The 11,882-nt window shown below is 73.2% G+C and carries 10 protein-coding genes; 2 read left to right on the forward strand and 8 right to left on the reverse strand.

Annotated features, from left to right (window positions below):
• Positions 1 to 13: 13 nt before the first annotated feature.
• Entirely contained in the window at positions 14 to 2,668 is a 2,655-nt protein-coding gene (locus tag DEF28_RS22460) for a serine/threonine-protein kinase (protein ID WP_158562902.1), read from the reverse strand.
• Between the two features lie 1,071 nt (positions 2,669 to 3,739).
• Between DEF28_RS22460 and DEF28_RS22465 the strand changes: the two genes are divergently transcribed.
• Both DEF28_RS22465 and DEF28_RS22470 read left to right on the forward strand, forming a co-directional pair.
• Complete coding sequence (locus tag DEF28_RS22465; RefSeq protein WP_233515485.1) at positions 3,740 to 4,156, forward strand: GNAT family N-acetyltransferase; 417 nt, start codon at positions 3,740 to 3,742, stop codon at positions 4,154 to 4,156.
• A gap of 294 nt (positions 4,157 to 4,450) precedes the next feature.
• Positions 4,451 to 4,903, forward strand: coding sequence for an RrF2 family transcriptional regulator (locus DEF28_RS22470; RefSeq protein ID WP_114398574.1), 453 nt, complete (start codon positions 4,451 to 4,453; stop codon positions 4,901 to 4,903).
• Between the two features lie 94 nt (positions 4,904 to 4,997).
• Here the strand turns inward: DEF28_RS22470 and DEF28_RS22475 are convergent, their stop codons facing one another.
• The 7 genes from DEF28_RS22475 to DEF28_RS22505 all read right to left on the reverse strand — a co-directional run.
• Entirely contained in the window at positions 4,998 to 5,471 is a 474-nt protein-coding gene (locus DEF28_RS22475; RefSeq protein WP_114398573.1) for a Dps family protein, read from the reverse strand.
• A 189-nt stretch (positions 5,472 to 5,660) separates the two neighbouring features.
• The gene (locus DEF28_RS22480; RefSeq protein WP_114398572.1) at positions 5,661 to 6,020 is read right to left on the reverse strand and encodes a helix-turn-helix domain-containing protein; all 360 of its coding nucleotides are present in this window, start codon (positions 6,018 to 6,020) and stop codon (positions 5,661 to 5,663) included.
• Positions 6,021 to 6,178: 158 nt separating this feature from the next.
• The gene (locus DEF28_RS22485; RefSeq protein ID WP_374058172.1) at positions 6,179 to 6,685 is read right to left on the reverse strand and encodes a CinA family protein; all 507 of its coding nucleotides are present in this window, start codon (positions 6,683 to 6,685) and stop codon (positions 6,179 to 6,181) included.
• Positions 6,678 to 7,283 (reverse strand): CDP-diacylglycerol--glycerol-3-phosphate 3-phosphatidyltransferase, encoded by a 606-nt coding sequence (gene pgsA / locus DEF28_RS22490; protein WP_114398571.1) that lies wholly within the window; start codon positions 7,281 to 7,283, stop codon positions 6,678 to 6,680. Before pgsA ends, DEF28_RS22485 begins: the two co-directional genes overlap by 8 nt.
• Positions 7,280 to 8,770: a 30S ribosomal protein S12 methylthiotransferase RimO gene (rimO, locus tag DEF28_RS22495; RefSeq protein ID WP_114398570.1), complete on the reverse strand. Its 1,491-nt coding sequence runs from the start codon at positions 8,768 to 8,770 to the stop codon at positions 7,280 to 7,282. Before rimO ends, pgsA begins: the two co-directional genes overlap by 4 nt.
• A gap of 485 nt (positions 8,771 to 9,255) precedes the next feature.
• The gene (locus tag DEF28_RS22500) at positions 9,256 to 10,047 is read right to left on the reverse strand and encodes a helix-turn-helix domain-containing protein (protein WP_114446215.1); all 792 of its coding nucleotides are present in this window, start codon (positions 10,045 to 10,047) and stop codon (positions 9,256 to 9,258) included.
• Positions 10,048 to 10,331: 284 nt separating this feature from the next.
• On the reverse strand, positions 10,332 to 11,882 hold a 1,551-nt coding region (locus tag DEF28_RS22505; RefSeq protein WP_147281086.1), incomplete at its 5' end, for a DNA translocase FtsK.

Raw genomic sequence — 11,882 nt, forward strand, 5'->3', positions numbered from 1 at the left:
GGGGTGGTGCTGCTCATCCTGCTGCCCGGGGTCTTCGTGCTGGCGGCCTGCGGTAGCGCAGCCGCTCGCTCAACCAGGCCGCCAGCACGAAGACCCCGGGCAGCAGGATGAGCAGCACCACCCAGCCGAATCCGGTGCCGTAGGTGTCCAGCAGGCCGTAGCTCAGCACCCCGGCCCCCGGAATCGGCGCGGCGAAGCCGCTGTCCACCAGACCCGACATCAGCAGGACCAGGGCGATCACGGAGAGGTAGACGGCGTGCGCCCCGGTCCACCGCCACAGCAGGTAGCTCAACGCGCCCAGCGCGAGGGCCGCGGGCAGCGCCACCGTGGTGAGGACCGCGAAGACCTCCTGGAACTCCCCCGGCGACGTCTGCGGCTCGTTCTCCAGTGTCACGACGGCGAGCAGCATGGTCACCGCCCACAGCGGCAGCCAGATGGCTACCCCGACCGCCGGGATGCCGGCGGCGGCGCGGGCCAGCGGACCGCGGCGGGCCAGCAGCGGCGCGGGCAGCGGCGCGGGCGGACCGGCGGCGGCCGCCCAGACCAGCAGCGACACCAGGCAGGTGACCGCCCCGGTGAACGCCAGGAAGACGATGAGCGCCCCGAAGTCGTCGATCCCGGCCAGTCCCCCCACCAGGGGGTCCCGGATGAACGCGGGGACCAGCATCGGCGCCCGCGGCAGCACCCCGATCACGGCCGAGGCGAGCAGCGTGAGCAAGAGCGTGTACAGCACCGCGCCGGCCCGGAACCTGCGCGGCATGGCGGCGACGCACACCGCCATCGGCAGGTAGACCGGCCACAGCTCCATCTGGAAGGCGAGAGCGCGCGCGTAGCCGTCGGCCTCGGGCAGCGGGTGCTCCGGCAGGCCGTTGCTCATCAGCCCCGAGAGCGTGAACCCGGTCAGGCAGCACAGCAGGAAGGTCAGCACCGCGGCGCGCGGCAGCCCCGGGCTGAGCCAGGCCCTCGGGCGCAGCAGCCCGCGCCACGCCAGCGGTGCGACCTTGCGGGCGAACGGCGTCAGCAGCCGCAGCGCCGCGATGCGCGCCCGTCCCTCCGCCGAAGCGGGATCGCCCGCGAGCGCGTCACCGGCCAGCGCGCGCCACCAGGGCACGGCCACCGACGGCCAGCCGCTGAGCGCGGTCCGCACCGCGACGCGGCGGCCGGGCTCGTCAACGGTCTCGATGCCGATGGCCACGGCGCGGTCCCGCTCGGCCGGCGCGAGCCGGAACCCCATGCCGGCGGCGATGAGGAGTGCGCCGTCGATCGTCTCGCGGGCCTGGTGGCCGATGCGTTCCAGCCGGGCGCACCGCTCGCCGCAGCCGGGGTGCCCGCACCGGTGGCCGGCCGCGATGAGCGGGATCTCGCCGAGCACGACCGCGCTGAGCACCTGGTGTTCGGCCGGCCCGCGGGCGGCGAGGCGGCGCAGGCCGTCCGCGCTGACGTCGTGGCCCCGGTAGCGGGGCAGCGAGTCGGGCAGGTAGGCGGCGACGAACGCGGTCACGGCCGCCGCGGCGCGCTCCGGCCCGTCGATCCGCGCCAGGTAGTCGCGGTCGTAGTCGCCGTCGCCGATCTCGTCCAGCCAGGTGTGCAGCCGTGCGGCGCCGTCGTCGCAGAGCCAGCGCTCCGCGCGGTCGTGGTGTTCGCCGAATAACCGCGCCAGCTCAGCGGGTTCGCGCACGCTGTGCCCGGCGAAGGTGATGGGCGGCCGGACGCTCGTGGCGCGCAGCGGGGAGTCGGGGAAGCCGGCGCTGTCGTCGGGGATGGCCACGGTCCAGCCCGAGTCGAGCAGCCGGGTGGCGACCCGGGTCAGGCCCTCTCCCCCGTCGCCGGCCGGAACCGCCGCACCGGTGATGGCGGTGAACACCCCGGGGGCGTCCGGGCGGTCCTCGGGGGCGCGGCTGAGCGAGCGCGCTACCACCTCGTGCAGCGCCGGCGGAAGCTCGGCCCGCGCGGTGTCCGGGGCCTCGTTCAGCACCCGGTAGCGCAGCACCTCCATCGGACCGGTGCCGAAGGGCTGCCGCCCGCTCGCCGCGTAGGCGACCAGTCCGCCCCAGCAGAACATGTCGGAGGCGGGCCCGGCCCGGTGGCCGTCGTAGCGCTCCGGGCTGATCCATCCGGGGGTGCCGACGACGATGTCGGTCCGCGTCATCGACGCCTCGTCCAGCGCCTGGGCGATGCCGAAGTCGAGGACCTTGGGGCCGTCCGGCGCGAGGATCACGTTGTCCGGCTTGAGGTCGCGGTGCACGATCCCCTCGCGGTGGATCGCCGTCAGCGCCTCGGCCAGCCCGGCCGCGAACGTGCTGAGGTCGGTGCCGGTCAGCGGGCCGTGCTGCTCCAGGTAGCCGCGCAGCGTCGGCCCGGGGACGTAGGCGACCGCCAGCCACGGCTGCTCCGCGCGGGGGTCGGCGGCCAGCAGCGGCGCGACGCAGCGCCCCCGCACCCGCTGGGCGAGCTGGACCTCGCGCTCGAAACGGGCCCGGTACCCGGGATCCGCCGCGTACTCGGCGCGCACGGTCTTGACCGCCGCCGGGTAGCCGGAGGCGTCGCGCCCGAAGTACACCAACCCCATGCCGCCGGCGCCGAGTCGGCCGATGATCTGGAACGCGCCGACCTGCTCGGGGTCGTCGGCGGTGAGGGGCGCCAGCCGGGGGGTACCGGTGTCAGTCACGGTTACGGAGCTCCTCCGGACGCGGACGGGTCCCTCGGTTATACCGAACGCACTCTCCGCGAGGAAATCGCGGTACCGCAGGCCGGGCCGCATCCGCGCCATGGGAGCGATCCCCACGGCGGGCGGGCACCTCCCGGCACGGCGTCCCCCCGCTCGCCGCCGTTTCCGCCGGGAACGGCCGTGCACGGACGTCCGGCGGCCGCGCGTCCACCTCGGCGCGGCCGGCGTCGCGGCGGCGTCCCCCGCCCGGGACGGCGGGCCAGCCGTGCGGCCCGGCGGTTACGTCTCGGCGGCGGACGCCCGCCTGCGCCCGGCCGCCGACGGACGCCCCGGAGCCCGTCCAGCGGCCAGCGGCGGTGCCGCCCGGCGGCGGTCTCCCCGGGGCGCGCAGCGTTCGGGCAGGTACCGCCAGCGGACGCCCGTCCCGGCGCGGCACACGATGGCGTGGGCCCTCGCCGGTGGCCGGGCCGGCCGCCTGCCCTGTGGAGGCGGGCTGGGCGGGGCGGTCGGGTCCCACCCGGCGTCGGCGGGTTCGCGGCGTCGGGCTCAAGCCATGCCGCCGCACGGTTGCCGAGCACCGGCCCACCCCGCCTACCCTTTCCGGAGGTAGCACCTCACCGGCTCGGAGGCGCGAGCGGCCGGGTCCGGGACGAGCCCGCGTACCGTGGCGGCGGACCGTCGGCTCTGGTCGCTGCCCGATGGCGGGGTGGTCGGTCCCGACATCGACCGGCGGGCGGCAACCGGGCGTGGGGGCGAGCTGGACGGCGGAGCGGTGCCCGGTACGGCGGTGCGTCCGGCAAACGGGGCGGCGGAGGTCCGCAGGCCCTGGCCCGAATCAGCGCGTCCCGCGGGTCCGCCGCGGCGGGCCGGCCGTGCCCGGTGCGCCGGCCGTGCGTAAACGGTTCGACACCGCTCCGGCCCGCCGCGAGGATGCTCCTGATGAGAACGGACGGGATCGAGGGGAGAGACAGCGTGGCCGAGGGGACGGCGCAGGTCCCGGTCTGGCGGGCCGAGGCGGTGACGGCCGCCGAACGGGAGCGGCTGGTCGAGGTGAGCCTCGCGGCGGACCAGATGTTCGCCGCCGCCGGCCTCGCCCTGCCACCGGACGATCCGCGACCGCTGTTCGCGCGTGCCGACTGGATGTGGGTGGCGGGGCGTCCGCCCGTGGGGTTCGCGGTGCTCGGCGTGCTCGACGGCGCGGCGCACCTCGAACAGATCGCGGTGGACCCGGCACACGGCCGCCGCGGGATCGGCGGGGCGCTGCTGGCCGCCGCCTGCGCCGATGCCCGGCGCCGGGGATACCGCCGCATGACGCTGACCACCTTCCGGGACCTGGCCTGGAACGCCCCCTGGTACGCGCGGCACGGGTTCGCGCCGGTCCCCGAGTCCGCGTGGGGGCCGGAGCTGCGGGAGCAGTGGCGGGTGGAGACCGACCTCGGGATCGTGGTCGCCCCCCGCGTGGTCATGGCGCGCGACCTCGGCGCATGAGGGCGATCGCCGGGCCGCCGCGGTCTGGATAGGCTGGGGGCACGACGACCGTCGCGCGGACGCGGCCGCCCTCCGGCGCACCGCCCCGCCCGGCCTCGCGGCGCCCCGGCGTCCGGGCCGCGCGCGGGGCTCGGACCTCGGCGGACATGGAGTGATGTTCACCGCCCGCCTCGCACGGCCGTAGCACCGAAATCCCGGTAGGAGAACTGGATATGCGCCTCATGACCGTCCCGCGAACGCCGCGGAGCCGAACGGCTGACCCGGCTTCCCCACGATTCACGGCATAATCGCAGCATGCGCCTTTCTGCCCGGGTCGATTACGCGTTGCGCGCCGCGGCCGAACTCGCTGCCGCCAGTGGCGGCCCGGTTACGGCCGAACAGCTCGCGCGCGCCCAGGCCATACCCGGAAAATTCCTGGAGAACATCCTCACCCAGCTCCGCCGCGCGGGCCTGGTGCGCAGCCAGCGGGGGCCGGTCGGCGGCTACTGGCTGGCCCGCCCGGCCTCGGAGATCTCGCTGGCCGACATCATCCGCGCCGTGGACGGCCCCCTGGCCAACGTGCGCGGCGAGCGTCCGGAGCACGTCGACTACGACGGCGCCGCACGCAGCCTCCAGCAGGTCTGGATCGCGCTGCGCGCCAGTGAGCGCGCCATCCTGGAGACGGTGACGCTGGAGAACGTCGCCACCAGCAAGCTGCCCGAGTCCGTCCGCACCCTCGCGGCCGACCCCGAAGCCTGGGCCAGCTGAGAGCGGCCCCGGCCGGATTCACTGAGGCGCGCCCACCGACCTCCGGTGGGCGCGCCTCAGTGCTCGCCCCGCGCCGCGCGCGGACGGCCGGCCCTCACCGGCCGGACATCGCCTCGAACATCCAGTGCTGCTGCTCCAGATCCTCGCCCGCGGCGATCAGCAGGTCCTGGGAGAGCGGGTCCGACCGCTCGGTGTCGGCCACCCGCTGGCGGAACCGGTGCACGACACCGCCGAGCACGTCGGTGATCGTCGCGACGACCTTGTCGTCGTGCAGGTACCCCGCCTCGGGCTGGGCGATGCGGGTGTCAGCGGCGACCTTGCTGGACCGGCCGTCCGGGTTGACGCCGATCGCGACCGCCCGTTCGGCCAGCGTGTCGGTGTGCGTGCGCGCGGCCGCGACGAGTTCGTCGAGCTGGAGGTGGACGGAGCGGAAGTTGCGGCCGATCACGTTCCAGTGCGCCTGCTTGGCGACAAGCGACAGGTCGATCAGGTCGATGACCGCTCCCTGGAGAGCCTCTCCGGTCACCCGGCGGGCGTCCTCGCTGAGCGGGCTGTGGATCTTCGCCATGGTTGGATCATCCCCCCGTTGAGGTGGGTGCTGCCGTCACCTCTGCATCACTGCCCGGGGAGCGCGCCGAGTAACACCGGCCAGCGGACACGGGCGGTGGCGGTCGCCCGCCCACGTGGCCCGGAAAGCACAACGCGTCGGCCGCATCGCTGCGGCCGACGACGTTTGCTGTCCACTCCGGGCAGGTGGTTAGACACCCACCATGTCGACGACATCGGGAACGCGGTCGGGCACCGAATCGATGCCGAGGCGGTCGGGTCCGGGGACGGATTCGGTCGGGACCGATCCACTGAGCATGGCCGCCTCCTGGAGCTCGGCCAGAGCCAGTTGATCGGCGACCTCACGCAGCACCTGGGAGAGTGGGACGCCCAGGGCACCGCAGATCGACGAGAGCAGTTCGGAGGATGCCTCCTTCTGCCCCCGTTCGACCTCCGAGAGATAGCCCAACGAGACTCGCGCATCGGCCGACACCTCGCGGAGGGTGCGGCCCTGCCGCTGCCGAAGCTGCCGTAGCACGTCACCAATCAGGTGACGAAGCAGGACCATCATTCGCGCTCCCTCCCACCGGTAGCGACCTTCATAAAAAACACCGTACCTGCCTGAAGCCCGATCGTCGCACCTCATGGCTTCCTGTTCGCTGGAGGGGTAACACGATCTTGGTGATGATTTGTTCCCCCCTGCCCCTGCGTTGAACGGGTTTTGCGGCGCTATTTGAAGGTGGTTCCCGTCACGATCTGGTGCAGCGTGCGCAGCGCCGACTCGACCGTCGCCCGCCGGATGCCCGCGCGGTCACCCCCCAGACGGAGCTCCCGCACCGTGACCTGGTCATCCGGTCCGGCGACCCCCACGAAGACCGTGCCGACCGGCCGGCCGTCCTGCGGTTCCGGCCCGGCCACCCCGGTGACGGCGAGGCCGTAAGTGGCCACCAGCGCCCGCCTGGCCCCCACCGCCATGTGGTAGGCGACGTCGGGGTGGACGGCGCCGTGCTCGGCCAGCAGGGCGGCCGGGACTCCCAGCAGCTCCGCCTTGGCCGGCGTCGCATAGGCGATCACCCCGCCGCGGAACGTGGCGGAGGCCCCGGCGACGTCGGTGAGCACCGCGCCGATCAGCCCGCCGGTCAGCGACTCCGCGGTGGCCACCGTCGCCGAGCCGGCGGCGAGCCCGCGGTGCACGTCCACGGCGACCCGGTACAGCGGGTCACCGGTCTCAGACACGCGGCTCACGTGCACCGGCGAGGGCCGCACGGCGCATCCGCAGCGCCTGCACCACGTAGTCGACTCCCGTCCACACCGTGACCAGCAGCGCCGCGGCCATCACGACGTGGGCGACGATGAGCAGCATGTCGGGCAGCGGGAACAGGTAGACGCTGATCGCGACGATCTGCAGCACCGTCTTGAGCTTGCCGCCCCGGCTGGCCGGTATGACGCCGTACTTGATCACCGCGAAGCGAAGGGCGGTGATGCCCCACTCGCGGACCAGGATGGCGATGGTGACCCACCACCACAGTTCGCCGAGCATGGACAGCACGACGAGCGCGGCGCCGGTGAGCGCCTTGTCGGCGATGGGGTCGGCGACTTTGCCGAAGTCGGTGATGAGGTTGCGGCGGCGGGCCAGTTCGCCGTCGATGTGGTCGGTGATCGCCGCAAGGACGAACACCGCGAACGCGGCGAACCGCCACGCGGGGTGCTCCAGGAACATGAACGCCACGAACACCGGCACCACCACGAGCCGGCTCACCGTCAGGATGTTGGCGATGTTCCACACCGGAACCTGGTTCGCCGGCGCGGCCGCGGGGTCGGGCGCGGCGTTCATCGCACGTCTCCCGGCACGGCGCCGGCCTCGGCCTGGTGGGCGGTCACGGCCACGGAGGCGTGTCCTCCGTTCCCAGCCACGGACGCGACCAAATCAACACCGACCGCGCTGGTGACGGTGGCCCTGACCAGCTGCCCGACCACCAGACCCTCGCCGTGCAGGAGCGTGCTCCCGTCGACCTCGGGTGCCTGGTGCTCGGCGCGGCCCTCGTAGCTTCCGTCGCCGAGGTCGGTCTCCACCAGAACCTCGACCGTGCCGCCGATCCGCTCCTCGGCCCGCTGGGCCATCAGGTCCTCCGCGAGCCGGTTGAGCTCCTCGACCCGCTCGGCGACGGTCTCCTCCGGCAGCTTGCCGGACAGCCCGGCGGCCTCGGTGCCGTCCTCGTCGGAGTAGCCGAAGACGCCGATGGCGTCCAGCCGCGCCTCCTCCAGGAACGCCACCAGCTCGCCGAACTCGTCCTCGGTCTCACCCGGGAATCCCACGATGAAGTTGGACCGCGCACCGGCCTGCGGTACCCGCTCGCGGACGGTGCCCAGGAGGTCGAGGAAGCGCTCGCGGTCGCCGAACCGCCGCATGCGCCGCAGCAGGGTGCCACTGGCGTGCTGGAACGACAGGTCGAAGTACGGCACCACGCCCGGGGTGCTCGTGAGCACGTCGATCAGCCCCGGCCGCACCTCGGCGGGCTGCAGGTAGCTGACCCGGACCCGCTCGATTCCGTCGACCCCGGCGAGCCGGGGCAGCAGCTTCTCCAGGGCGCGCAGGTCGCCGAGGTCCTTGCCGTAGGAGGTGGAGTTCTCGCTGACCAGGAACAGTTCGCGGACGCCCTGCTCGGCCAGCCACTCGGCCTCCCGGACGATGTCGTCGGGCCGACGGGAGATGTAGGCGCCGCGGAAGGACGGGATGGCGCAGAAGGTGCACCGCCGGTCGCAGCCCGAGGCGATCTTCAGGTTCGCGACCGGGCCGCCGGCGAGCCGGAGGCGCGGAACACGGGGACCGGAGGCGGGGGCGAGGCCGTCCGGCAGCGGCTGGAACTCCGCGTGGCCGGGAACATGCACGCCGGTGGCCGGACGCTCGGCCGGGGAGATGGGAAGCAGGGTACGGCGGTCGCGGGGATCGTGCGGCACGAGCGACTTGCCCTGCAGCACATCGTCGAGCCGCTGGTCGATATCGGCGTAGTCGTCGAAGCCGATCACCTGCGCCTCTGGCAGCGCCTCGGCGAGCTCGGAACCGTAGCGCTCCGCCATGCAGCCGGCGGCCACCACGCGGGTGCCGTCCTCGGCCGCGTTGAGCAGCGCCTCGATGGAGTCCTGCTTGGCGGCCTCGATGAAGCCGCAGGTGTTCACGACGACGACGTCGGCGCGCTCACCGTCCGCGGTGTCGACCAGGTCCCAGCCGCTGGCCGCCAGCCGCCCGGCGAGTTCTTCGGAGTCAACCTCATTGCGCGCGCACCCCAGGGTGACGAGCGAGACGGTTCGGCGCGATGACATAGCTTCCAAGATTAAGGGAACACACGGGTGCGGCGCTCCGCCGCCCGTTCCAGGGTAGGTCGTCCCGGCCATCCCCGGCGACGACACCGGGCCCAATCCTCCGCGGCGAACACGGAAACGGCACAGCCTCCGTGGCGGAAACGGGCAGCACAGCCTCCGTGGCGGAAACGGACAACACAGCCTCCGCGGCGAAAACGGACAACACAGCCTCCGCGGCGGAAACGGGCAGCACAGCCCCCTGGCAGGAACGGGTGACACCACCTGCGTCGCCGAAACCGGAACCCCGTCGATCGTTGGTAAGGAATTGGCGTGCGGTCAGTGGCGTCGGAAGCCGACACCCCCCGCCCCGCGCCCTCCGCCTTGGGACGCGCGGCCCAGCACGCCTTCATCGACGGTCCCGGCGCCCCGACAAGGGAAGCCCGGCCCCCGGCGGCCCCACGCGCCGCATCGCGCGCCGTCAGCCTGTACGCCCGGGGGCCGCGCGGTCACCCCTCCTGCACGTCCGCGTCCTGCACGTCTCCGTCCCTCTTCACCCCTTCGGGGCCCAGGGTCAGCTGGTTCGTCCCGCCCGCGAACTCCGCCGGCCCGAGCTGCTCTCCGTTGACCTCCACCCGGACCCCGTCGACGTTGCCGACGTGCAGCCGCAGTTCCTGCGGCGCGCTCCAGTCGCGGCTCTCCCCGCCGTCGAGCACGCCCGTGAACAGGTCATGCCCCTCGGCGTCGCTGACGCTCAGCCAGGTGGGCTCGCTCGCCTCCAGGCGCAGGCGGACCTCCTCCGGCTTGTTGTCCACCGCCGTCCGCTCGGCCCGCCGCTCCTCGGCCGCCCGGCGCTCCGCCGCCTCCGCCGCGCCGAGCGCCGCGGCCCGCTCGGCGTGCTTGTCATCGCTGTCGGCCGGGCGGGGCCAGGCGTGCGCGGCCGCGGCGATGCCGACCCCTGCTACGAGGGCGGCCGCGACGATCGGCCAGCGTCGCCGCGTCGGGGTCTCGATCGGTCTGGCCCGGCGGCGCCGGAGCTCGTCGGAGGTCCGTGGCGCCGGGGCGTGCGCGACCCCGCCGCTGTCGTACATCTCGATCAGTGGTTGCGAATCGATGCCCAGGGCCCGCGCGAGACCGCGGATATGACCGCGGGCGTAGAAGTCGCCCCCGCAGGCGGTGAAGTCGTCCCGCTCGATGGCCCTGATGACCGACTCCCGGATGCTCGTGCGCGCGCTCAGCTCGTCGACCGAGTAGCCGACCTGCGCGCGGACGCCGGCGATGATCTGACCAATCGTCGTCATATCCGCTTCCCTCCCGGTCCGGGCGCGCACGCCCTCGTGCGTCCACTGGGGTCCGGTCCGGGGCTCGGGCGCGGCGTGCGGCCCACTCCCAGCCACGCCTCGTACCCCCCGAAACCATGTCACGACCCACTGTGACGGATCACGATCGCGGCGACTGCCGGGGCACGCCCCCCGGACGGTCAAAAAAGGGTCAGTTCGCCCACTTCTCCACGCTTCGCCGTAGTTCGGCGCCGCCCCGGGCGGCCGGCAGGCCGGCTGGTGCCGTGCCCGCCTCCGCCGGGACGTCAGCCGGCTCTGAGCTGCGCCAGGGTCTCGGGCAGGTCCTCCGGCTTGACCAGGACGTCGCGGGCCTTGGAGCCCTCGCTCGGCCCGACGATGTCCCGGCTCTCCATGAGGTCCATCAGACGCCCCGCCTTGGCGAACCCCACCCGCAGCTTGCGTTGGAGCATCGAGGTCGAACCGAACTGCGTGGTGACCACCAGTTCGATGGCCTGGAGCAGGAGGTCGAGATCGTCGCCGATCTCCTCGTCGATCTCCTTCTTCCGGGCCTCCGCCGTGCCCACGTCCTCGCGGTAGGTCGGCTCCGCCTGCTTCTTGCAGTGCTCGACGATCGCGCGGATCTCCTTCTCCGAGACCCAGGCGTTCTGCAGGCGGATCGGCTTGCTCGACCCCATGGGCAGGAAGAGCGCGTCGCCCTTGCCGACGAGCTTCTCGGCGCCCGGCTGGTCCAGGATGACCCGGCTGTCGGACAGGCTGGAGGTCGCGAACGCCAGCCGGGACGGCACGTTGGCCTTGATCAGGCCCGTGACGACGTCCACGCTGGGCCGCTGGGTGGCCAGCACCAGGTGGATGCCGGCCGCCCGCGCGAGCTGGGTGATCCGCACGATGGCGTCCTCCACGTCGCGCGGCGCCACCATCATCAGGTCGGCCAGCTCGTCCACGACCACCAGGAGGTACGGGTACGGCTCGTACACGCGCTCGCTGCCCGGCGGGGCCGTCAACTCGCCGATGCGCACCGCTGCGTTGAAGTCGTCGATGTGCCGGTACCCGGAGGCCGCCAGGTCGTCGTAGCGCCGGTCCATCTCCCCCACGACCCACTGCAGCGCCTCGGCCGCCTTCTTCGGGCTGGTGATGATGGGCGTGATGAGGTGCGGGATGCCCTCGTACATGGTCAGCTCGACCCGCTTGGGGTCGACCAGGATCAGCCGCACCTCGTCCGGCGTGGCCCGCATCATGATGGAGGTGATGAGGCCGTTGATGCAGGTGGACTTGCCCGCGCCGGTGGCGCCCGCGACCAGCACGTGCGGCATCTTGGCGAGGTTGGCCACCACGTTGGCGCCCTCGACGTCCTTGCCGAGTCCGACCAGCATGGGATGGTCGTCGGAGGTGGCCTGGGGCGAGCGCATGACGTCGCCGAGGCTCACGATGTCCTTGTCGGTGTTGGGGATCTCCACGCCGATCGCGGACTTCCCCGGGATCGGCGAGAGGATCCGCACGTCGGCGCTCTTCACCGCGAGCGAGATGTTCCTCGTCAGCGCGGTCACCTTCTCGACCTTCACCGCCGGCCCGAGTTCGATCTCGTAACGGGTCACCGTCGGCCCGCGGGTGAACCCGGTCACGGAGGCGTCGATGTTGAACTGCTCCAGCACCCCGGTGAGGGCGTCCACGACGACGTCGTTGGCCTTGGTGCCCGCCTTGGGCGGGGTGCCGGGTTTGAGGAGCCGCGGCGCCGGCAGCTCGTAGTCCCCGTCCACGACACGGGAGGGGATGGCGAGCTGCTCCACACCCGCCGGTGCGGGCGTGGGGTCGGGTGCCGGTGCGGGGGTCGTCCGGGC

Source organism: Marinitenerispora sediminis (assembly GCF_003336425.1).
Classification (GTDB): domain Bacteria; phylum Actinomycetota; class Actinomycetes; order Streptosporangiales; family Streptosporangiaceae; genus Marinitenerispora; species Marinitenerispora sediminis.